Origin of the sequence: Streptomyces sp. NPDC091209 (assembly GCF_044757755.1) — a bacterium.
Lineage (GTDB): Bacteria > Actinomycetota > Actinomycetes > Streptomycetales > Streptomycetaceae > Streptomyces.
The window spans coordinates 1-22,888 of the sequence record NZ_JBIVVR010000006.1 but is presented as its reverse complement, the minus strand read 5'-3'; the positions used below and the strand labels follow the sequence as shown (position 1 = coordinate 22,888).

Annotated in this window: 16 protein-coding genes; 6 read left to right on the top strand and 10 right to left on the bottom strand. The window is 72.6% G+C overall.

Annotation, left to right across the window (positions count from 1 at the left end; translation table 11 throughout):
• Positions 1 to 250: 250 nt before the first annotated feature.
• Complete coding sequence (locus ACIQRL_RS18410; RefSeq protein ID WP_401332463.1) at positions 251 to 1,105, bottom strand: bifunctional methylenetetrahydrofolate dehydrogenase/methenyltetrahydrofolate cyclohydrolase; 855 nt, start codon at positions 1,103 to 1,105, stop codon at positions 251 to 253.
• A 276-nt stretch (positions 1,106 to 1,381) separates the two neighbouring features.
• On the opposite strand from ACIQRL_RS18410, the gene ACIQRL_RS18405 reads away from it, so the two are divergent.
• Complete coding sequence (locus ACIQRL_RS18405) at positions 1,382 to 2,038, top strand: RDD family protein (RefSeq protein WP_401332461.1); 657 nt, start codon at positions 1,382 to 1,384, stop codon at positions 2,036 to 2,038.
• Positions 2,039 to 2,143: 105 nt separating this feature from the next.
• On the opposite strand, the gene purH is transcribed toward ACIQRL_RS18405, so the two are convergent.
• Both purH and purN read right to left on the bottom strand, forming a co-directional pair.
• Complete coding sequence (gene purH / locus ACIQRL_RS18400) at positions 2,144 to 3,733, bottom strand: bifunctional phosphoribosylaminoimidazolecarboxamide formyltransferase/IMP cyclohydrolase (protein ID WP_401332459.1); 1,590 nt, start codon at positions 3,731 to 3,733, stop codon at positions 2,144 to 2,146.
• Positions 3,730 to 4,350, bottom strand: a complete 621-nt coding sequence (purN, locus tag ACIQRL_RS18395) for a phosphoribosylglycinamide formyltransferase (protein WP_401332457.1) — start codon at positions 4,348 to 4,350, stop codon at positions 3,730 to 3,732. The genes purH and purN overlap by 4 nt, the downstream gene beginning before the upstream one ends.
• Positions 4,351 to 4,821: 471 nt before the next feature.
• Between purN and ACIQRL_RS18390 the strand changes: the two genes are divergently transcribed.
• On the top strand, positions 4,822 to 5,706 hold the full coding sequence (locus ACIQRL_RS18390) for a hypothetical protein (protein WP_401332455.1): 885 nt from the start codon (positions 4,822 to 4,824) through the stop codon (positions 5,704 to 5,706).
• A gap of 94 nt (positions 5,707 to 5,800) precedes the next feature.
• On the opposite strand, the gene ACIQRL_RS18385 is transcribed toward ACIQRL_RS18390, so the two are convergent.
• Entirely contained in the window at positions 5,801 to 7,597 is a 1,797-nt protein-coding gene (locus ACIQRL_RS18385; protein ID WP_401332453.1) for a DUF6350 family protein, read from the bottom strand.
• Between the two features lie 108 nt (positions 7,598 to 7,705).
• On the opposite strand from ACIQRL_RS18385, the gene ACIQRL_RS18380 reads away from it, so the two are divergent.
• A complete protein-coding gene (locus ACIQRL_RS18380) occupies positions 7,706 to 8,947 on the top strand; it encodes a helix-turn-helix domain-containing protein (RefSeq protein WP_401332452.1) in 1,242 nt (413 codons plus the stop codon).
• A 77-nt stretch (positions 8,948 to 9,024) separates the two neighbouring features.
• Here ACIQRL_RS18380 and sucD read toward each other — a convergent pair whose 3' ends face one another.
• The 5 genes from sucD to ACIQRL_RS18355 form a co-directional block, all read right to left on the bottom strand.
• A complete protein-coding gene (gene sucD, locus ACIQRL_RS18375; RefSeq protein ID WP_261705930.1) occupies positions 9,025 to 9,909 on the bottom strand; it encodes a succinate--CoA ligase subunit alpha in 885 nt (294 codons plus the stop codon).
• A 21-nt stretch (positions 9,910 to 9,930) separates the two neighbouring features.
• A complete protein-coding gene (sucC, locus tag ACIQRL_RS18370) occupies positions 9,931 to 11,109 on the bottom strand; it encodes an ADP-forming succinate--CoA ligase subunit beta (protein WP_401332450.1) in 1,179 nt (392 codons plus the stop codon).
• Positions 11,110 to 11,526: 417 nt separating this feature from the next.
• Complete coding sequence (locus ACIQRL_RS18365; RefSeq protein WP_401332448.1) at positions 11,527 to 12,699, bottom strand: VWA domain-containing protein; 1,173 nt, start codon at positions 12,697 to 12,699, stop codon at positions 11,527 to 11,529.
• Complete coding sequence (locus tag ACIQRL_RS18360; RefSeq protein ID WP_401333315.1) at positions 12,696 to 15,437, bottom strand: DUF5682 family protein; 2,742 nt, start codon at positions 15,435 to 15,437, stop codon at positions 12,696 to 12,698. Before ACIQRL_RS18360 ends, ACIQRL_RS18365 begins: the two co-directional genes overlap by 4 nt.
• 65 nt (positions 15,438 to 15,502) lie before the next feature.
• Positions 15,503 to 16,648: an AAA family ATPase gene (locus ACIQRL_RS18355; protein ID WP_401332446.1), complete on the bottom strand. Its 1,146-nt coding sequence runs from the start codon at positions 16,646 to 16,648 to the stop codon at positions 15,503 to 15,505.
• Between the two features lie 133 nt (positions 16,649 to 16,781).
• Between ACIQRL_RS18355 and ACIQRL_RS18350 the strand changes: the two genes are divergently transcribed.
• Together ACIQRL_RS18350 and ACIQRL_RS18345 are read left to right on the top strand one after the other, a co-directional pair.
• A complete protein-coding gene (locus ACIQRL_RS18350; protein ID WP_401332444.1) occupies positions 16,782 to 18,137 on the top strand; it encodes an SWIM zinc finger family protein in 1,356 nt (451 codons plus the stop codon).
• A gap of 177 nt (positions 18,138 to 18,314) precedes the next feature.
• On the top strand, positions 18,315 to 19,937 hold the full coding sequence (locus ACIQRL_RS18345) for a DUF5691 domain-containing protein (protein WP_401332442.1): 1,623 nt from the start codon (positions 18,315 to 18,317) through the stop codon (positions 19,935 to 19,937).
• A 723-nt stretch (positions 19,938 to 20,660) separates the two neighbouring features.
• On the opposite strand, the gene ACIQRL_RS18340 is transcribed toward ACIQRL_RS18345, so the two are convergent.
• On the bottom strand, positions 20,661 to 21,077 hold the full coding sequence (locus tag ACIQRL_RS18340; protein WP_151469153.1) for a cobalamin B12-binding domain-containing protein: 417 nt from the start codon (positions 21,075 to 21,077) through the stop codon (positions 20,661 to 20,663).
• 804 nt (positions 21,078 to 21,881) lie between these two features.
• Between ACIQRL_RS18340 and ACIQRL_RS18335 the strand changes: the two genes are divergently transcribed.
• Positions 21,882 to 22,745, top strand: coding sequence for an esterase/lipase family protein (locus ACIQRL_RS18335; protein ID WP_401332440.1), 864 nt, complete (start codon positions 21,882 to 21,884; stop codon positions 22,743 to 22,745).
• The last annotated feature ends 143 nt before the right edge of the window (positions 22,746 to 22,888 follow it).

The following is a 22,888-nucleotide window of genomic DNA, read 5'->3' as shown; positions in this document are numbered from 1 at the left end:
CCCGGCGGCCCCGGCACGCGCAGCCCCGGGCCCGGTCGCCCGGCCGTCCGCGCCCCGTGCCCCGGAGCGGCCCCCCGCCCCGGTTCCCGTCGAGGCGGAGGCAGAGGTGCCGGCGCCCGAGGCAGAGGTAGAGGTACGTGCTCCGGTGACGGCGTCACGCAAGGCGCTCTCCGCCTCCCGTACGGCCGCCTCGGTGCCGGCACCTCGCGCACCGCGCGACGCGCCGTCCTCGGACTCGGGGGTGTTGCCGTCAGCCGACACTGCGTTCCGCCGCTTCCACCACGTTGACGAGCAGCTGGGCGCGGGTCATCGGGCCGACCCCGCCCGGGTTCGGGGAGATCCAGGCGGCGACCTCGGCGACGTCCGGGTGGACATCGCCGACGATCTTGCCCTCGGCGCTGCGCGAGACACCGATGTCGAGGACGGCGGCGCCCGGCTTCACGTCCTCGGCCCTGATCAGGTGCGCGGAGCCCGCGGCGGCGACGATGATGTCGGCTCGCTTGAGGTGCGCGGACAGGTCACGGGTACCGGTGTGGCACTGGGTGACCGTGGCGTTCTCGCTGCGCCGCGTCAGCAGCAGCGGCATCGGACGCCCGATGGTCACACCGCGGCCGACGACCACGACCTCGGCGCCCTTGATCTCCACGCCGTAGCGGCGCAGGAGCGTGAGGACGCCGTTGGGGGTGCAGGGCAGCGGGGCGGGCTCGTTGAGGACGAGACGCCCGAGGTTCATCGGGTGCAGGCCGTCCGCGTCCTTGTCCGGGTCCATCAGTTCCAGGATGCGGTTCTCGTCGATGCCCTTGGGGAGTGGCAGCTGGACGATGTAGCCGGTGCAGGCGGGGTCCTCGTTCAGCTCGCGGACCACCGCCTCGATCTCTTCCTGCGTCGCGGTCGCGGGCAGTTCGCGCTGGATGGAGGCGATGCCGACCTGGGCGCAGTCGCGGTGCTTGCCCGCGACGTACTTCTGGCTTCCGGGGTCGTCCCCGACCAGCACCGTCCCGAGGCCGGGCGTGACGCCCTTCTCCTTCAGTGCCGCCACGCGGACGGTCAGGTCGGACTTGATCGCGGCTGCGGTGGCCTTGCCATCGAGAATCTGGGCGGTCATGACCCCATCCTCCCGGATGACGGGGTCCTTGTTCCAATCCGGGTTCCCATCCGGGGCACCCCTGGACGCGGCGAGGCGATATCACCGCTCGGGGTCGTGATCAAGCAGATTGCGACTACACAACAGCTCATCTCCCCATCTGGACAATATGCGCCCATCCGATCACGATGAACGACGCAGTATCGCGGTCAGTGTTGGGGGGCAAACCGCTTATATCGTCACGTTCCTCCGCGCAATCCGCATTCGTCCCCGCTTTTGCAACGGAGGAATCTCGCCATGGCTTTCGGCGCGCCGGAAAACCCGTACGGACAGCAGCAGAACCCCCAGCCGGGGTACGGCTACCCGCAGCAGGGCCAGCCGCCCTACCCGCAGGCCCCGGGAGGCGTCCCGCAGCAGGGGTACGGCTACCCGCAACAGGGCCAGCCCGGCTACGGCTTCCCGGTCGGCCCGCGGGTCGCGTCGATGGGACGCCGGTTCGGCGCCCGCGCGATCGACGCCGTGGCCTTCTTCATCATCTACGCGATCCTCGGAGTCGTGGGCGTGGCCGGTTCCGTCGGCGCCGCCAAGAACTGTGACCCCAACGCCGCCGACTACAACACCTGCATCAACAACGCGAGTTCCGACATCGTCGCCAAGTTCGGCGCCGTGATCGGCATCCTCGCCATCGTCGGCCTGCTCTACGAGTGGCTGATGACCGGTCTGGTCGGCGGCACCCTCGGCAAGCTCGCCGTCGGCATACGCGTGGTGAAGGCCGACACCGGCCAGAAGCCGGGCCTCGGTTCCGCGTTCATCCGCTGGATCATTCCGCTCGTCGGAGGCCTGGTCTGCGGCATCGGCCAGCTCGTGGTCTACCTGTCGCCGTTCTGGGACAAGTCGGGCCGTCAGCAGGGCTGGCACGACAAGGCCGCCAGCACGATGGTCATCCAGAACTGACCGCTGTCGTACGGCCGAGGCCTCCGGCCCTCCTCGGGGAGGGCCGGAGGCCTCTTTGCCGTCGCGTGCTCGGTCCGGCCGGCGTGCTCGGTCCGGCCGGCGTGCTCAGTGGAAGAAGTGCCGCGTCCCCGTGAAGTACATCGTGACGCCGGCCTTCTTCGCGGCCTCCACGACCAGCTCGTCGCGGACCGAGCCGCCGGGCTGGACCACGGCCTTGACGCCCGCGTCGGCGAGGATCTCCAGGCCGTCGGGGAACGGGAAGAACGCGTCCGAGGCGGCGTACGAGCCACGGGCACGCTCGGCGCCGGCCCGCTCGACCGCGAGCTTCGCGGAGTCGACGCGGTTGACCTGGCCCATGCCGACGCCGACCGAGGCGCCGTCCTTGGCGAGCAGGATGGCGTTGGACTTCACCGCGCGGCAGGCGCGCCACGCGAAGGCCAGCTCGTCGAGCTCGCCCTCGCTCAGGGCGTCACCGGTCGCCAGGGTCCAGCTCGCCGGGTTGTCGCCGGGGGCCTGGAGCCGGTCGGTGACCTGGAGCAGCGCGCCGCCGTCGACGGGCTTGATCTCGACGGGGGCGGCGGGGGCGTTGTGGGCCCGCAGCACGCGGATGTTCTTCTTCTTGGTGAGGGCTTCGAGGGCGCCGTCCTCGTACTCGGGCGCGACGATGACCTCGGTGAAGATCTCCGCGACCTGCTCGGCCATCTCCTTGGTGACCGGCCGGTTGACGGCGATCACACCGCCGAACGCGGACAGCGGGTCACAGGCGTGCGCCTTGCGGTGCGCCTCGGCGACGTTCGACGCGACGGCGATCCCGCACGGGTTGGCGTGCTTGATGATCGCGACGCAGGGGTCCTCGTGGTCGTACGCGGCACGGCGCGCGGCATCCGTGTCCGTGTAGTTGTTGTACGACATCTCCTTGCCGTGCAGCTGCTCGGCCTCGGCGAGACCGCCCGTGCCGGAGGTGTAGAGCGCGGCGGGCTGGTGCGGGTTCTCGCCGTAGCGGAGCGTGTGCGCGCGCTCCCAGGTGGCACCGAGGAAGTCGGGGAACTGCGAGTCGTCGACCGGCGCGTAGTCGGAGGCGAACCAGGAGGCGACGGCGACGTCGTACGCGGCCGTGTGCTGGAAGGCCTCGGCGGCGAGCCGCTTGCGGGTGCGCAGGTCGAAGCCACCGTCCTGGACCGCGGAGAGGACGTCGCCGTAGCGGTCGGGGCTGGTGACGACGGCGACGGAGGGGTGGTTCTTGGCAGCCGCGCGCACCATCGAGGGGCCGCCGATGTCGATCTGCTCGACGCACTCGTCGGGGGTCGCCCCGGACTCGACCGTCTCCCGGAACGGGTACAGGTTGACGACGACGAGGTCGAACGGCTCGACGCCGAGTTCGGCGAGCTGCTGCCGGTGGCTCTCGAGGCGCAGATCGGCGAGGATCCCGGCGTGGACCTTCGGGTGCAGGGTCTTGACCCGGCCGTCCAGGCACTCGGGGAAGCCGGTCAGCTCCTCCACCTTGGTGACGGGCACACCGGCCGCGGCGATCTTCGCGGCGGTGGACCCGGTGGAGACGAGCTCGACGCCGGCCGCGTGCAGCCCGCGGGCCAGCTCTTCGAGACCGGTCTTGTCGTACACGCTGACGAGCGCGCGCCGGATGACCCGCTTGGTGCCCTCGGTGCTCTCGGCCGTGACTGTGCTGTCGGCGGTCACTGGATAACTACCTTTCGTCCCTCAATGCGATAGCCGTTGCGGGCGAGCCGCCCCACGACATCGACGAGCAGCCTTCGCTCGACTTCCTTGATGCGCTCGTGCAGAGCGCTCTCGTCGTCCTCGTTGCGGATCTCGACCACGCCCTGGGCGATGATCGGTCCGGTGTCGACCCCGTCGTCGACGAAATGGACGGTGCAGCCGGTGACCCGGGCTCCGTACGCGAGCGCGTCGCGGACGCCGTGGGCGCCGGGAAAACTGGGGAGCAGCGCGGGATGGGTGTTGACGAACCGTCCGCCGAACCGGGCGAGGAATTCCTTCCCCACGATCTTCATGAACCCGGCGGACACGACGAGATCGGGCTCGTACGCGGCGGTCGCCTCGGCGAGCGCCTGGTCCCACTCGTCCCGGCTGTCGTGGTCCCTGACCTTGCACACGAAGGTCGGGAGCCCGGCCCGCTCGGCCCGCGCGAGCCCCTCGATACCGTCCCGGTCGGCACCGACGGCCACGATCTCGGCACCGTAGGCCGCCGGCCCCGCCTCCGCGACGGCGTCGAGCAGTGCCTGCAGATTCGTACCTGATCCGGAGACCAGCACGACGAGGCGCTTGGTCTTGGCCACGAGGGGGCCCTTTCTCGGGGGAGCGTTTGTACGGTCGTACGAATGCTTCGCGCCCCGGGATACGGGGAAGTCTACGAAGCGGCCGACCGTCAGCAACGATACCGGCACACCGGGCGGCCCCCACGGGACGGGGGCGAGGCCGGAAGGTAGCGTCTGGGGAGGATCCACCCGGGAACGGCTCCGGCACGGGGAACGCCACGTGCGCGCGGGACGTTGACCTGGGACGAGGACGAACGACCGGGGCACGGCCCCGGCACCACCTGCGGCACGGGCCCCGGAGACATCCGGAGCGCGTGTCCGGGGGTACGAAGCTCGGGGCGCGAGTCCGGAGTGCGAAGCTCGGGGCGTCAGTCCGGGGCGGACCGGCCCGAGGCGTCAGCCCGGGAGGACCGGCTCGGGGCGCGCGTCACGAGCGCGAAGCTGTGTGGACACGCCGCCTGCCAGAACCACCAAGGGGAAGACGCTCACCTGATGCCGGACCGCAGTCTCCGACTCCCTCCGCTCCTGCTGCGCGAGCGGCGCCCTTCGTCCACCCCGCCGAGGCCGGGCGGGGACGGCTCCACAGGACCCGGCTCCGCGGACGGGAACGGCGGCGGCTCGGCGGGGGGAAGCGGCGGCCCGTCGGGCGAGCGCGGACCCGACGCGCCCGGCACCTCCCCGTCCGGCCCGTCGGCCCCCTCGAACCAGGACGACAATCCGTTCGCGCCGCCGCCGGAGGGGACACCCGACCGGCCCTGGCAGCCGCGTCGGCGCGGGCAGGGGCACGGACAGGACTCGGGCGAGAACGGCGAGGACGGGCAGCAGGCTCCGGGGCACTCCCCCTGGGGCAGCCAGTGGAGCGACCGGCAGCCCGGCCCCTCCGGCGGCGGCGGCTTCGGCGACCGGCCCGGCGCGCCGCAGGGGCAGGGGCAGGGCGGACCCGAAGGTCCCGGCGGCACACCGGGCGGGGGCATGCGCTGGGACCCGACGGACCCGGCCCAGCGCCGCGCCCGTTACGCGCTGCTCTCCGGCATGTGGGCGTTCTTCTTCGTCCTGTTCGGCTGGCCGTACGTGGCCCTGCTGCTCGGCACGCTCGCCCTGTACTGGGGCGGCAGCGCGCTCCGTTCCAAGGCCCGCACGCCGGACCCGGACGCCCCGGCGCCCGACCCGAACATGCGCCCCCAGATGACCGCGGCGGTCAGCGGCATGGTCACCGCGTCGCTGGCCCTCGTGCTGGTCGCCGGGATCTTCACCGCCCACCTTGTCTACAGCGACTACTACTCCTGCACGAACGACGCTCTGACGACCGCATCGAAGCAGTCCTGCAACGACCTTCTCCCGAAGGATCTGCGCGGACTGCTGGGCACCCACAACTGACGAGGCGCCGCTGACCACCGGCCTCCTGCCAGGGCCACCACCCGGCAGGAGGCCGGTCCACCGCCCGGCTCCCCGGCCCGGCCCCGCCGCCGGTTCAAGCCCCCCGCTCCTCCGGGCGCTCGAAGTCCTCCCCGCGCTCCATGCCTCCCCGGCCTCCCCGGTCGTCCGCGTCCTCCGGGTCCTCCAGGTCCTCCCCTTCGGCGGACCCGCTCGCCTTCTTGAGGGCCTCCCAGCGGGTCTCCCTCGTCTCCTCGTGCCACCCGACCGCCGTGGCCTCCCCCGGCACAAGGTCGTACGGCTCGTCGGAGTCGTACGGGTCGTAGGCGTCGTACGGGTCATAGGGGTCGAACGGGCCGACGTCCTCAGGGACGGACTCCAGCACCGCGGGTTCGACCCGGGCCGCTGTGGACGGCGACGCCTGCATGGGGAGGGGTGTCGGCACCGGCATCGAGGGGGTGTTCCTGCGCCCCGGCATCCAGACGGGCATCCGCAGCCGGGAAGCCCGCCCGCTTCCGCGCGTCTCCCGGCGGGCACCCACACCCTTCGCCTCCCCGAGCCCCCGGCCCCTCCACTCGGCCGTGCCCACGGCGACGGGAATCCCGACGACCGCCGTCCACACCGCCGTCGCGGGTCCCACCTGCCACCACACCGGCCCGAAATGGGTCAGGGCGCCGACTCCCAGCGGCCCCCCGGCCAGCCCGGCGAGCACACCGAGCGCGATGCCGCACCACCCGGCGGCGAGTGCGACGACGACCACCGTCCGCCCGAGCGGCCAGGGCTCCTGCCGCCCCGGGGTCCCCCGTACGGCCCCCGCCTTCACCACGAACCACGCCACCGTCACCGCGGCGGCCACCGGCACCAGCCCGCTCAGCCAGGCCGGCGGCCCCCCGGAGCCCTCCCCCGGCAACGCCGCGAGCAGCGGGAACGCGGGGAGCGGATCGGTCGGCGTGCGGGTTCCGGCAACGGACGCGGTCAGCGGTCCCGCGACATGACCGGCGCTCAGGACGACACCGGGCCCGAGCCCGTACGCCGCCCCCCACACCGCCGCGTTCGGCACCAGGACCAGACACAGCAGCAGGACCGCGAACCGGCCCGACCACACGCCGCTGAGCTGGACGAACGAGGCGCGAGCCGTGTCCCCGTGCCAGACCAGCGACGCCGCCACCAGCAGGGCCCCGCCTCCGACGAGGACCGCGACCCCGGCCGCGGCGGCCCGCGCGGCTCCGCCGAGCACCCGGTCGTCGGCGGCGACGAGACGGCGTAGGGCCAGGACCGGACGCGTTCCGGTGAGCGGAAGCACGCGCACGGCCCGTTTCCCCCAGAACGGCTTCTGCCCCCACGGGCGCCCGTACGCCGTCCAGACCCCTGTTCCCGCGGCGGTCATCGCGAGAACCGGCAGACAGACGGCGGCCCAGGCCCAGGAAGGGCGCAGGGTCCCGCCCGAGGCGTACAGCGCGGCGGCCCAGCCGACGGACAGATAGCCGGCCACGACACCGGAGCACGCCGTGCGCGGCGACGCTCCCGACGTGGCATCGGCCGCCTCCCGCGCGGCCCGGTGCAGCAGCCACACCGGGAGGGTGAGCAGGAGAAGCGGGGTCACGCCCACCGGCATCGGCAGGCCGGACAGGGTGTCGGTGCGGATCAACTCCACGCCGTGGGCGAGCAGCCAGAGCGCGGCGGCGACATGCAGCGCACTGCCCGGCCCGCTGTCCGGGTACGGCGAGCTGATCCACAGGACCATGACGAGGACGGCGCAGGAGCCGAGTCCGAGCCCCGCGGCGAGCGCGCCGCCCAGGAGGCTCGCGGCCAGTCCGGGTGATCGGTCACGCAGCCGGGTGAGCAGGGGCGACAACGAGAGCCTGCGGTCGGTGATTTGGGTCACGACCCTCATGTTCCCAACGACACGCGCTTTCCCGTCGTAACAGGCGAACCCTGGATGTGTCGCTCAATATGCAGTTATGTACTTTTCCGTACGAAGGGGCACCCTGGGGGATCCGACATGACACAGAGCCCCGCCACCCCGCTGCCCGCGCCCAAGGAGCGCCGCCGTCTGCGCGAGGACCGGTCACTGACCCAGGCCGACGTCGCCACCCGGTTGGGCGTCAGCCGGGCGACGGTGCGCTCGTGGGAATCCGGCCGTTCGGCGCCGCGCGGCAGCGAGCGGGAAGCGTACGCGAGACTGCTCGCCGCCGAGCCGGCCCACACCCGGGCCGAGGTGAACGCCCGTCAGGAGGACATCGCTCCCGAGCTGGTGGGAGCGGGGGCCGGGGCGGGGACGGGGACGGGCGTGGGAACGGGGGCCGGGACGGCGCTTGAGGCCCCGCCCGCCGAGCAGGGGGAGCGGGCCACCGATCGGGGGGAGCGGGCCACCCGGGAGCGGAATCGTTTCGCCGGTGCCGGGCGGTCGCTCACCGAGGACGGGGACGCCTATTTCGCCGAGCCCTCACTGACCCCCGATCAGGCGTTCGACGCGCTCTACGCGTTCTGTGCCCCCGCCCTCGTACGACAGGCCTATCTGCTGACCGGGCGGCGCGAACTGGCCCGCGAGTCCGTGGAACGCGCGTTCCAGCAGGCCTGGTACCGCTGGCCCGAGGTGGCCGTGGACCGGGACCCGGCCGGATGGGTGCGCGCGGCGGCCTACGAGTACGCGCTCTCCCCCTGGCATCGGCTGCGCCCGCGCTACCGGCACCCGGAGGCACCGCCCGCCGGCGCCGACGACCGCGCGCTGCTCGACGTACTCCTCGAACTGCCGCCCGTGTACCGGCGCACGCTGCTGCTGTACGACGGAGTCGGGCTCGGACTGCCGGAGACCGCGGCCGAGACGGAGGCGAGCACGCCCGCTGCGGCCAACCGGGTGCTGCACGCGCGCGAGGCCGTCGCCGCACGGCTGCCGGAGCTGGCGTCGCCGGAGGATCTGCACTGGCGGCTCGCCGAACTGGCGAGCGCGGAGCGGCTGCGCGCGGCCAAACCCCGCACGGTCCGCTGGTACGGCGAGCGCCGGGCCCAGCAGTGGACCCGGGCGGCCATCGCGTTCACGGTCCTGCTGATCGGGGTGACCGCCCTGACGCTGGGCACGGCCCCCGACCACTACGTGGCCCCCCTCTCCCCGCCGGAGACCATCCGCGGGCTGCCGCCGCGGGCCGCCCCCGGGCCGCTCTCCGCCGCGGAGCTGAGGCTCCGCGCCAAGCTGAGGTCCCAGGAGGTGAGCGGCCCGGAGCGGATGGTCCCGGAGATCCGCTGACGTCCGGAGCGCGAGAACGCCGGTGGGCCCGCACCCTCGAAGGGTGCGGGCCCACCGGCGTTCGGTCGGGCGACAGCTCAGCCGGCGAGGATCTCGCGCGCGAGCTTGGCCGTCTCGGTCGGCGTCTTGCCGACCTTGACGCCCGCGGCCTCGAGGGCCTCCTTCTTCGCGGCGGCCGTGCCGGAGGAGCCGGAGACGATGGCGCCGGCGTGGCCCATGGTCTTGCCCTCGGGCGCGGTGAAGCCGGCGACGTAGCCGACGACCGGCTTCGTCACGTTCTTCGCGATGAAGTCCGCCGCACGCTCCTCGGCGTCGCCGCCGATCTCGCCGATCATGACGATCAGGTCGGTGTCGGGGTCGGCCTCGAACGCGGCGAGCGCGTCGATGTGCGTCGTACCGATGACCGGGTCGCCACCGATGCCGACGGCGGACGAGAAGCCGATGTCACGGAGCTCGTACATCATCTGGTACGTCAGCGTGCCGGACTTCGAGACCAGGCCGATGCGGCCCGGCTTCGTGATGTCGCCCGGGATGATGCCGGCGTTGGACTGGCCCGGGGTGATGAGACCGGGGCAGTTCGGGCCGATGATGCGGGTCTTGTTGCCCTTCGACTTCGCGTACGCCCAGAAGGCGGCGGAGTCGTGGACGGCGATGCCCTCGGTGATGACGACGGCGAGGGGGATCTCCGCGTCGATCGCCTCGACGACGGCGGCCTTGGCGAAGGCCGGCGGCACGAAGAGGACGGACACGTTGGCGCCGGTCTTCTCCATGGCCTCGGCGACCGTGCCGAAGACGGGGATCTCGTTGCCGTCGATGTCGACGGACGTGCCCGCCTTGCGCGGGTTCACGCCACCGACGATGTTCGTCCCGTCCGCGAGCATGAGCTTGGTGTGCTTCATACCCGTGGCACCGGTCATGCCCTGGACGATGACCTTGCTGTCCTTGTTGAGGAAGATAGCCATGGCTGTTTAGTCCCTCGTCCCTTACTTCGCAGCCGCGAGCTCGGCGGCCTTGTCGGCCGCGCCGTCCATGGTGTCCACGCGCTGGACCAGCGGGTGGTTGGCGTCCGACAGGATCTTGCGACCCAGCTCGGCGTTGTTGCCGTCGAGACGCACGACCAGCGGCTTGGTGACTTCCTCGCCCTTGTCGGCGAGGAGCTGGAGCGCCTGGACGATGCCGTTGGCGACCTCGTCGCAGGCGGTGATGCCACCGAAGACGTTGACGAAGACGGACTTGACGTCCGGGTCGCCGAGGATGATCTCCAGGCCGTTCGCCATGACCGCGGCGGAGGCGCCGCCGCCGATGTCGAGGAAGTTGGCCGGCTTCACGCCGCCGTGGTTCTCACCCGCGTACGCGACGACGTCGAGGGTGCTCATGACGAGACCCGCGCCGTTGCCGATGATGCCGACCTCACCGTCGAGCTTGACGTAGTTGAGGTTCTTGGCCTTGGCGGCGGCCTCGAGCGGGTTGGCCGACGCGTGGTCGACGAGCGCCTCGTGGTCCGGCTGACGGAACTCGGCGTTCTCGTCCAGCGACACCTTGCCGTCAAGGGCGATGACCTTGCCGGAGACGACCTTGGCGAGCGGGTTCACCTCGACGAGGAGGGCGTCCTCCTTGATGAAGGTGTCCCACAGCGTCACCAGGATCTCGGCGACCTGCTCGGCCACCTCGGCCGGGAACTGCGCCTGGGCGACGATCTCGCGGGCCTTCTCGATCGACACGCCTTCGTTGGCGTCGACCGGGACCTTCGCGAGGGCGTCGGGGTTCTCCTCCGCGACGACCTCGATCTCCACGCCGCCCTGAACGGACGCCATGGCGAGGAAGGTGCGGTTCGTGCGGTCGAGGAGGTACGAGACGTAGTACTCCTCGACGATCTCGGGCGCGGTCTCGGCGATCATCACCTTGTTGACCGTGTGGCCCTTGATGTCCATACCGAGAATGTCCGTCGCGCGGGCGACGGCCTCGTCGGGGGTGGCGGCGAGCTTGACGCCGCCGGCCTTGCCGCGGCCACCGACCTTCACCTGGGCCTTGACGACGGACTTGCCGCCAAGACGCTCGGTCGCCTCGCGGGCTGCCTCAGGCGTGTCAATGACTTCACCGGCCAGCACCGGTACACCGTGCTTGGCGAAGAGGTCCCTCGCCTGGTACTCGAACAGGTCCACGCGCGTCCGTCCCTATCAGTGATCTCGCGGTTCGTTGGATGCGTGGGCGTGCCGCGAAGGGCAACGTGACGTCCGCTGTCACAAGGGTGGCGCACACGATGTCCGGGTGCGCGGCATGTCCGTCTCGCAGGTTATCGCCGTGGGACGCGGGTCCCTAAATCGCAGATCACACCTCAGCGGTGATACCTGTCACAGAACGGCCCCGGACCGCTCCTCACCAGGCCGGGGATTACCCGGTGAGGCCCCTCTGAACAGCCACTGAGCGCCCCTCGCGGGTGGCCCCCACCCCCTCGGGGGACCGCCCGGCCCCCGCGCGGGGTCCGGTCGGGTGGATCCGCCGGCGATCGGCCGTCCGGGTCCATGGACCCGCGAAGTCGATCACCCGACGGCAGCCGGTCGTCCGCCGCCCGCCCCTTCTCACCGGGTGTCCGGTATCGGCAGCGGCCGCTTCTCGATCGCCGCCGCCATCACCTCGGGGAACAGATCGGGTGTGCAGGCGAACGCCGGCGCGTCGAGCGCCGCGAGCGCCGCCGCGTGCTCACGGTCGTACGCGGGCGCCCCCTCGTCGGACAGCGCGAGCAGCGTCACGAACTGCACGCCCGACGCCTTCATCGCCGCGACCCGCTTCAGCATCTCGTCGCGTATCCCGCCTTCGTAAAGGTCACTGATGAGGACGACGACCGTGTCGGCGGGCCGGGTGATCTGCGACTGGCAGTACGCGAGGGCCCGGTTGATGTCCGTGCCGCCGCCGAGCTGGGTGCCGAAGAGGACGTCGACCGGGTCGTCGAGTTGGTCGGTGAGGTCGACGACGGCCGTGTCGAACACGACGAGCCGGGTCGCGATGGACCGCATCGAGGCCAGCACGGCACCGAACACGGAGGCGTAGACGACCGACGCCGCCATCGACCCCGACTGGTCGATGCAGAGGACGACCTCCTTCTTCACCGACTGCGAGGCACGCCCGTAACCGATCAGCCGCTCGGGCACGATCGTGCGGTACTCGGGCAGGTAGTGCTTCAGGTTGGCCGCGATCGTGCGGTTCCAGTCGATGTCGTGGTGGCGGGGTCTGCTGATCCGGGCGCTGCGGTCGAGGGCGCCGGTGAGAGTGGCCCGGGTGCGCGTGGCGAGCCGCTTCTCCAGGTCCTCCACGACCTTGCGCACCACGGCCCGCGCGGTCTCCTTCGTCGTCTCCGGCATGGCCTTGTTGAGGGAGAGGAGGGTGCCCACCAGGTGAACGTCGGCCTCCACCGCCTCCAGCATCTCGGGCTCCAGGAGCAAGGCCGAGAGCCCGAGGCGGTCGATGGCGTCGCGCTGCATCACCTGTACTACGGAGGAGGGGAAGTACGTCCGGATGTCGCCGAGCCAGCGCGCGACCGACGGTGCCGAGGCCCCGAGCCCCGCCGAGCGGTCCCGCCCCGACTGCCCCTTGCTCCCGTTGCCCCCCTTGCCGTAGAGCGCGCCCAGCGCCCCGTCCATGGCGGCGTCCCGCCCGGAGAGCACGCATCCGGTGCCGTCCGCCTCCTCGCCGCCGAGGACGAGCCGCCATCGCCGCAGCCGCTCGTCGCCGGCGCCCACCGTCGCCTCGGTCATGGAGCCGCCCTCACAAGATCGTGGTCGTCGCCGCGGTCGTTGCCGCGGTCGTGGCCGTGGCCGTGGCCGTTGCCGTGGCCGTGGTCGTTGCCGTGGTCGTTGCCGTGGCCGTGGTCGTTGCCGTGGTCGTTGCCGTGGCCGTGGTCGTTGCCGTGGCGGGTCCGGTCGGCCGAGTCCGCGCCGTCGCTCCGGTCCTCCCCGCCGTCACTCCGCCCGTCCCCGCCGTCGCTCCGGTCCTCCCCGCCGTCACTCCGCCCGTCCCCGCCGTCGCTCCGGTCCTCCGCTCTCTTCTCCGCGTCACCGGACTCGCCCAGTCCCAGCAGCAGGCTCAGCAACGGCAGTACGGCGTCAGCGCGCTCGCTGTCGAGGCCGACGGCGAATCCGGGGATCCCGGAGCCGTAGCCGGTGACCTCGGCATCCGCCCGCAGCGCCGGACCGCGCCGGACGAGTTCACCCAACGTCCTGCGCACCCCCGTCTCGTACGCCGAGAACGTGCGGCGCAACAGCGGCAGCACATCGGTGAACGCCTCCGCCGGCACCCCGGTCAGCCACGCGTCCACCAGTCCGAGCAGCCGCTCGTCGTGCACGAGCAGCATGCCGCCGCCGGAGCCCCCGCCGACGAAGCCCTCGATCCACGCGGCCGCGTCCGCGGGCTCCGTCCCCGGTGAGAGCACGAGCCCCATGAGCCGCGCGGCCTCCTCCTGCGCCAGCTCCCCTTCGTCGAGGAGCAGGCGAACCGCCCGCCCCCTGACCACCCCGGGCACGGTGTCCCGCGCGGCAAGCACCCGCAGCACGGAGTGCCAGCGCCCGCGGATGCCCCCGGCCGCAGCTCCGTCGCCGGGCGACGCGGCTCCCGCGGTCGCCTCCCCCAGCAGTCCCACCGCCCCGTGCACGGCGTCGACGTGGCGGCGCATCTCCTCGGCGGCGTCGCTGTCGAGGGCGGCGCAGGCCGGAGGGAGTCCGACGAAGACGCGCTCGGCCAGGCCGGCCGCGACATCGGCGAGGGCGTGGGTGTCCGTGCCGCGTACGTCGCCGTAGCGCAGGGAGCGGACGAGCGCGGGCAGCGCCTGTGCGAGGTGGCCCACGTCCGCGTCGAGCGCGGCCCGGTCGGCGAGCACCCGCATCACCACGGGCAGCGCGTCCGGGAGTTCGGCGAGAAGGCAGCGCTCGGCGAGCGCCGTGACATCGGCCAGTGACGGCGCGCCGACGGCATCCGCCTCGGCCCTGGCCGTCGCGGCGGCCGGAACCGTCGTGCCCCACACGCCGGCCTCGGCGACCCGCACGGACAGTTCCGGCTCCCAGCGGAGCCGCCAGGTCTCCCGGAAGGTGCCCGTGCTGCCGCGGGACATCGCGGGCTCGCCCCACGCGACACCCAGGAGCCGCAACCGGTGCAACAGCGTGCTGCGCCCCGCGTCGGTCTCCTTGCGCAGGTCGAGCTCCACTTCCCGCTCCCGTGCCTCGGGCTTGAGCCGCAGCCGCCGCTGCCACCGCGTGAGGTCCCGCTGCAGCGGCACCGCCGGGGCGGACTCCGGCACCTCTCCCAGCACATCCCCGACCACGAGCCGGTCGCGCACCAGCGCCAGCGGGACGTCCGAGCCCTCGCACATCACGGCCCGGACGGCGTCGGTGGTCTCGGTCAGTCCGGGGAGCGGGCGACCGCGCATCGCGGCGAGGGTGTCGGCCAGCCGCACGGCCTCGATGACATGGGCCGACGACACGCCCCGGTCCTCGTCGCGCAGCAGCCGGGCCACCTTGGTCATCCACCGCGCGACGGGGCGGTCGTGGGCGCTGAACAGATGGCCGTACCAGCCCGGCGAGTCGATGCCCGCCCCGTACCCGCTGACCCGGGAGAGCCGACGGTGTGTCCAGGGCACCCAGGTCAGGTCGACCTTGGCCTTGGGGAGGTTCTTGAGGAGCGCCCGGTCCGCGCCGACCGTGGTCCGCTGCCGGAGCGCGGGCAGGTGCCAGGCCCCGCACACCACGGCCACGTCGTCCCCGAACTCGCGCTGTGCCGCCCGGATCTGGAGCCGCATGTACGCCTCGCGCACCAGGTCCCGGTCGTGTCCCCCGACCCCGTACACCTCGCGCAGCGCCCCCATGGCCGCCTCCAGCACGGCGAACGGGGCGAACGGATCGCCCGGCGTCCCGGCCCGGTGCTCGACCACGTCCTCCCACCAGCGCTCCGGGTCGTCGTGACCGGCCGCCTGGGCGAGCACCGCGAGGGGGTCGATCCGCACGGCCTCCACGTCGAGGGAACGGTCGCCATCACCGGCCGTGCCCGGCCGTCCAGGATCGCCCGCCGGATCAACATCGCCCGCAGGACCGACATCAACCGACGGACCGGAATCTCCTGGCGGGGTCGGGGTCGGGGAAGGCGGGCTCCCCGGCTTGTCCCGTTCCGGGTTCGCCTCGTCCTTCTCCCCCTTCTCCCAGGCCAGGGTGTGGGCCGCCGGAAGGTCGATGAAACGGGCCGCCGCTCCGTGCTCCAGGGCCCACTGGATCGCCACCCATTCCGGTGAGAACTCGGCCAGCGGCCAGAAGGCGGAGTTGCCGGGCTCGTCCACGACATGGGCGAGGAGCGCCACCGGGGGCCGCATGTCCTTGTCGGCGGCCAGCGGGACGAGCGCGTCCGCCTCGGGCGGCCCCTCGATGAGGACGGCCCGGGGAGCCGCGGCCTCCAGCGCGGCCCGCACGGCCCGCGCCGACCCGGGCCCGTGATGCCGTACGCCGAGCAGCAGCGGCCCCGCGCCCCGGGCGGTCACTCCGTGCTCCGGCGCGGGCGGCCCGGCGTCCCGTTCCGCGTTCACGCGCTCACCTCGCGGCAGGCGCGGTAGAAGTCCTTCCAGCCGTCACGCTCGCGGACGACCGCTTCCAGGTACTCCTGCCAGATGACGCGGTCGGCGGCGGGGTCGCGCACCACAGCGCCGAGGATGCCGGCGGCGACATCGCTCGCGCGCAGGACACCGTCGCCGAAGTGGGCCGCCAGAGCGAGGCCGTTGGTGACGACGGAGATCGCCTCGGCTGTGGACAGCGTGCCGCTGGGCGACTTCAGCTTCGTCCGCCCGTCGGCCGTGATCCCGTCGCGCAGCTCCCGGAAGACGGTGACGACACGACGGATCTCCTCGACGCCCTCGGGGACGGCGGGCAGGTCCAGGGAGCGGCCGATCTGGTCGACGCGGCGCGAGACGATGTCGACCTCGGCGTCGGCACTCTCCGGCAACGGCAGCACCACCGTGTTGAAACGGCGGCGCAGGGCGCTGGAGAGTTCGTTGACCCCGCGGTCGCGGTCGTTGGCCGTGGCGATCAGGTTGAAGCCGCGCACGGCCTGCACTTCCTGGCCCAACTCCGGGATCGGCAGGGTCTTTTCGGAGAGGATCGTGATCAGGCTGTCCTGTACGTCGGCGGGCACGCGGGTCAGTTCCTCGACGCGGGCCGTCATGCCCTCGGCCATGGCCCGCATGACGGGGCTCGGCACGAGAGCGTCCCGGCTGGGCCCGTGCGCGAGCAACTGCGCGTAGTTCCAGCCGTACCGGATGGCCTCCTCGGGCGTGCCGGCCGTGCCCTGCACGAGCAGCGTCGAGTCGCCGCTGACCGCGGCGGCAAGATGCTCGGACACCCAGGTCTTCGCGGTGCCGGGCACGCCGAGCAGGAGCAGCGCCCGGTCGGTGGCGAGCGTGGTGACGGCGACCTCGACGATGCGGCGCGGTCCCACGTATTTGGGGGTGATCACGGTGCCGTCCGGCAGTGTGCCGCCCAGCAGATAGGTGGCCACGGCCCAGGGTGACAGCAGCCAGCGTTCCGGACGGGGCCGGTCGTCCTGCTCGGCGAGCGCGGCGAGTTCGGCGGCGAAGGCGTGCTCGGCGTGCGGCCGCAGCACCTCGCTCGGCACGCTCGCCCCCCTCTCTTCCGCGGATGTGTGAACGGACGTCGGTTCAACGGTCACGGACATGGCTCGGTCCCCCTCCAGCTCGGCCGGTTCGGATCTGGTTCCACCGTGCACCACGCCACTGACAATGCGCTCTGACCTGCGCAAACATGCCCGCCGGGATCGATTGTCAGTGGCGGGACCTACCTTCGATGGCATGACACAGCAGGCGGTGCGCTGGACGGCGGATCAGGTGCTGGCACTGGCGCCTGACGTCGCGTCACGCAAGGCGGGGAGCAAGCTCGGCGCGGCCGGTCCGTGGTCGGAGGCGGGCAGTACTGAGGAGGGGACGGTATGGGGACTGTGCAGGGGAAGCGGCAGCAAGCCGTATCAGACGGTCATCGACATCGCGGGCTCGACGGGTCCCGCTTACAAGTGCAGTTGCCCGAGCCGGAAGTTCCCGTGCAAGCACGCGCTGGGACTGCTGCTGCTCTGGGCGGGCGCGGACGACGCGGTGCCGTCCGGGCAGGCGCCGGATTGGGCCGCCCAGTGGCTGGAGGGAAGGCGCAAGCGCGCGGAAGACAGGAATGCGCCGGGCGGGGGATCTGGAGCCTCCTCGCCGGGTGATCCCGAGGCGGCGCGGCGCAGGGCGGAGCGGCGGGCCGAGCGGATCACCGCGGGGACGGCCGAGTTGGAGCAGCGGCTCGCGGATCTGCTGCGCGGCGGCCTCGCCTCCGCCGAGCGGGCGGGGTACGGGATGTGGGAGGAGACGGCGGCCCGGATGGTCGACGCGCAGGCACCCGGTCTGGCGGCGCGTGTACGGGAGTTGGGCGCGATCCCCTCATCGGGACCGGGCTGGCCGGTGCGGCTGCTGGAGGAGTGCGCGCTGCTCCACCTGCTCGACCAGGGCTGGCTGCGGCGGGAGCGGCTGCCGGACGGCCTGGCCGCGACGGTCCGTTCCCGCGTGGGGCTCCCCGGCTCGGCGGACGGCCCGCCGGTGCGCGACCGCTGGTTGGTCCTCGCGCAGTACGACACGGCTGACGCCCGGCTCATCACGCGCAGGATCTGGCTCTACGGCGCGGAGTCCGGCCGCACGGCCCTGCTCCTCTCCTACGGTGCGGCCGGCCGGTCACCCGAACCGGCGCTCCCGGTGGGACTGGCCTTCGAGGCGGAGTTGTCCGGGTACCCGGGCGCCGGGCAGCTTCGAGCGGCCCTGGGCGAGCGGTTCACTCCTCCGGCGCCCTCGGCGATCCGGCCGGAGGGGCTGACCACGTCCGAGGCCGCCGCCCGTTACGGAGAGGCCCTGCGCACCGACCCCTGGCTGGACTCCTACCCGGTCACCCTGGAGCGGGTCGTCCCGGCCCCGGACGGCGACTCATGGCAACTCGCCGATTTCGATGGCGAGTTGGCTCTTCCTCTCAGTCCTTCGGCGCGGTCCGGTCCCGATCTGTGGCGTCTGATCGCCCTGTCGGGCGGCACCCCGGTCACGGTCTTCGGCGAGTGCGGCCACCGCGGCTTCACGCCGCTGACGGCATGGGCGCAGGGGGAGAGCGAGGCGGTGCCGCTGTGCTGACCGCAGCCATCACCCTCGTCCGCCCACTCGTCAGTCCGCCCCTCCGCCCACTTGCCACCCCACTCACCGCCCCGACCACCGCCGTGACGGTCGACGTGACAACTGACGTGACGACCGGTGTTTGGGCCGGTGCGACGGCCGACAGCCGCTGATGCCCCCCTTACGGAAAGGACGCCCATGAACACGACCTCGGCTTCGGCGGGCGCGCCCGTCGGCGGTTCCTGGGAGGAACTCGTCACCGTGGCGCTGCTCGGGACCGAGCGACGTACGCCTCCGGGGCGCCACCCCGGGCAGCAGGCACCGGTGGCGCTGCTGGACGCGGCCGCCGTGGAGACCGTGCGCAGACGGGCCGGAATCCGGCCCACTCCGGCGGCGGCCCGTCCGGAGCCCGCGGCGCCGGACCCGCGGACCGCTCTGCCGCCCGCCGCGGCCCGCAGGCTCGCGACGCTGCTGACGGACCGGCCCGGCGCAGGCGGCGGTGGCCGCAGAGGGGCGGCGCCCGACCTCATGGAGCTGCTGCCCCAGTGGCTGGCCATGGCGAACGCGCGCGGATTCGCCGCACCCCCGCAGACCCTTCCGGCCCTTCTCGACGCGGCCCGGGGGCGCACGGACCTGCGTCCCGCGGCGCTCGCCTTCGCCGGACCGCGGGCGCTGTGGCTGGCCCGACTGAACCCGGAGTGGCGGTTCGCGCTGCGCGCCTCGCCCGGCGGGGGCGCCGCGCTGCCGGGACCGGACGAGGCCGAACACGTACAACGGCTGTGGCAGGAAGGGTTGTTCGCCGAGCGGGTAGCGCTGCTGGCGGCGGTGCGGGCCAAGGATCCCACCGCAGCACGCGAGTTGCTCATCACGACCTGGGCGACGGAGCGAGCCGAGGACCGGCTGATGTTCCTCGACTCGCTGCGGTCCGGGCTGGGTGCCGAGGACGAACCCTTCCTGGAGCGGGCCCTGGCCGACCGCAGCCGCAATGTCCGGGCGACGGCGGCCGAGTTGCTGTCCGCGTTGCCGGGTTCCGCGCTCGCCGCGCGGATGGCGGCCAGAGCCGTCTCGTGCGTGGCCGTCGACCACACCGGGGACACGCCGGTGATCGTCGTGGAGGCTCCGCACGAGTGCGACGCGGGAATGGAGCGGGACGGGGTGGTGTCGAAGCCCCCGGCCGGCCGGGGTGAACGGTCCTGGTGGCTGGGCCAGTTGGTCGAAGCGGCGCCGCTCGGGACCTGGCGGGAGCGGCTCGGCGGGCGTTCGCCCGAGGAGATCGTGATCCTGCCGGTGGCGGACGGCTGGCAGGGGGAGCTGCACGCGGCGTGGTGCCGGGCGGCGGTGCGGCAGCGCGACCCCGGGTGGTCGAGGGCGCTCCTGGGGGCACCCTCCGCTCCGGAGGCCGGCGGGCCTGGGGCGGTCTCCCTGGCCGAGCGGGCCAAACTGCTCGCCACCCTGGGCGCCGGGGAGCGGGCCGAGTGGGTGGCCGGCTTCATCGGTACGCACGGACTGTCCGAGGCGTTCCAGCTGCTCGGTGTGTGCGCGGTGCCCTGGGCGGGGGTTCTTGGACGGGCGGTGGTCGACGCGCTCGACATCGCGCGGGACGCGGGCAGCTATCCATGGAGCTTCAGCGGCGTGATGGGGCTGGCCGAACGCTGCCTCGACCCCGCGGAGGCAGGGCGGCTCGAGGGTCTCACCTCGGTCCCCGACGAGTCCGAGCACGCGGCACCGGGAGCCGGCGGCTACTGGGCCGAGGCGTTTCAGCGCCTCGTGACGACTTTGCGGCTCAGAGCTACGATGTCCGCCGAGCTCACGGAGCCATGAGCCTGCGCGGCGGCGACACCGGCCCCGCCCGCATCCGCGGCCACCCCGCGCCACACCGACCCACGGGCCGTCCGACCCGACCAGCGCCATGCCCCACGGGCCGCCCCGACCCGAGCGGCGCCACGACCCACGCGGCACACCCGACCCGAGCGGCACCACGACCCACGCGGCACCCCCGACCCGAGCGGCGCCACGACCCACGCGGCACCCCCGACCCAGCCACGTCCCGCCCCCACGCAGCGCCCCGACGCAACCGGACTTCCGCCCCGCGTGGTGCCTCGGCGCAGTCGGCGTTCGGGATTTCCCGGCGTCCAGGTCCCTGCGCCGTCCGGGATCGCCCGGCGTCGCAGATCGCGCCAGGCCGTGACTGCTCGGCGCCCCGGCCCTGACGACGTACCGGACCGCACGCCATCTCGGTCCGCCCGGCATCCCAGGCCGGGCGGAGACGCGGCTCGCCGCCATCCCGGCGCACCCCGCGTCCCCGTCCCGCTGGGCGTCCCAGAGCGCCCCGCTCCCGGACGTCGGAGGGTGCGGGGAACCAAGGAACCCGGAGAGCCCAAAGCTCTCCGACGCTGGAGTTCTCCGACGCTGGAGTTCTACGGCGCCGGAGTTCTACGGCGCCGGAGTTCTACGGCGCCGGAGTTCTACGGCGCCGGAGTTCTACGGCGCCGGAGAATGCCGAGGGCGTCCGTGTCCGGGGGGAGCGGCAGAGGTGACCGGGGGCTACGCGCCGGCCGGCTGCCGGACGTTCGCTCGTACCCACTCCACGATCGACACCGTCGTCGCGCCCGGTGTGAAGATCTCCGCGACGCCCTTCTCCTTGAGGGGAGCGATGTCCGCCTCGGGGATGATGCCGCCGCCGAAGACCTTGATGTCCTCGGCTTCACGCTCCTTGAGGAGGGCGATGACCGCCGCGAAGAGCGTGTTGTGGGCACCGGAGAGGATGGACAGGCCGATCGCGTCGGCGTCCTCCTGGATCGCGGTGTCGACGATCTGCTCGGGGGTCTGATGAAGCCCGGTGTAGATGACCTCCATACCGGCGTCGCGCAGCGCCCGCGCGATCACCTTGGCCCCGCGATCGTGGCCGTCGAGCCCCGGCTTGGCCACCACCACGCGGATCGGACCGGCTGCCACACCCATCACTGCCTCCATGAACCGACTACATCAACCTGCACCGACGAGGACTGCCGACACATGCCTACGACTACCGACGGACCGAACTGGCCGACGGCCGCCGACGGCCGCCGCCGACCGATCGATAATTCACCGATTGACCAGTACTGACTACCCGCCGTCACCAGCGGGCAGCTGTCGACCGCGCCGACTACTGACCATCGACACATATCGCTCAATTTTCCGCTCGCCACACCGGATCGCTCCGGAACACCGATCGCGCCAAGCGGCACAAGCGCCCCGAGCCCTTTCGGCCGGCGAAGTGAACGAACGTTATCGCCAGCATCCCGCAACCGGCAGTTTCGTGGTGGCGACCGAGGGGGAAATCACACACTGGGACAAGTTCGCCGCGCACGGTTCCGTATCGCGGCACTGGCGCCGCAGGAAACCGCGGCGTACGGGCCACGGCCGGAGCAGGCGCAAGAAGAGCCGCGATCAGGTGGCCACACCCTCGCGTCGTCAGCGGGACGGCATGGTGGTGGGGCACATCGGCGACGGCACGACAGCGGGGAGCGACGCCGGCAAGAGGACCACGGGAACACGAAGACGACTCCACGCCACGACGCGACGCACGCGCACCCAGCGCGGCGGCCCGTCGCGGAGCCGGGGTCGGCATCGTATCCCGCCCCCTTCGGCCCAACACTCCGTAGCGTCACCGGTCTCACACGCCGTGGACGCGCCGTCGGCCTCCGCCGTCGCCGACCTCTCGGCTTTCCACTAGGGCACACGGGGGACGGAGTGGTCCTCCCGCGTGCCGACTGGAGGTCGGCCATGAAGGTCACTGAGGCTGCGTCGCCCTTTCTGCCCCTCTGTCAGCGCCTGTTTCCGACGAAACTGGCGGGACTCTCGGTGGCCCTGTTGAAGGCGACGGCCCTGGAGCTGGCGATCCTGGCCGGGCACCTCCTGCTCTACCCCTCCGGCATCACCCAGGAACGCCGCAGCGGACACCCGCTCCCCGCACCCGGCGTCACCGCGCAGCTTCCCACCGAGGCCAAACCCCCGGTCGTCCTGCTGCACGGCTTCATCGACAACCGCTCCGTCTTCCTCCTGCTGCGCCGCAACCTCGCCCAGCACGGCAGGCAGCACATCGAGTCCCTCAACTACTCGCCGCTGACGTGCGACATCCGCACCGCGGCGGAGCTGCTGGGCCGGCACATCGAGGAGATCTGCGAGCGCACGGGTCATGAGCGGGTGGACATCGTCGGGCACAGCCTCGGCGGACTGATCGCGCGCTACTACGTGCAGTGTCTCGGCGGCGACACCCACGTCCGCACGCTCGTCACACTCGGCACGCCGCACTCCGGCACCCGCGTCGCCCCGTTGATGAACGCGCACCCGATCGTCCGGCAGATGCGTCCCGGTTCCGCCGTCATCGAGGAACTGACCGGGCCCGCCCCGGGCTGCCGTACGCAGTTCGTCAGCTTCTGGAGCGATCTGGACCATCTGATGGACCCGCTGGAGACGGCCTGCGTCGAGCATCCCGACCTGCTCGCCCAGAACGTCCGCGTGAGCGGGGTCGGCCATCTCGCGCTGCCCGTGCATCCGGCCGTCGCGACAGGGATCCGGCAGGCACTCGACATCGAGGTCTCGGGCACCCGCACCGCCACCCGGATCAGCGGCCTCACGGTGGCCTGAGGGCGGTCCGAGGACGGCATGAGGGCGGGCCGAGGGCGGGCCGATAGACGCCTAATGGGAGCTACGGAGCCGGGGAATGCTTGGTTCCGTAGCCGCCAGGAGGTGAGCACTATTGCCGCCGGAAGCACGGACTTCTGCTGTCA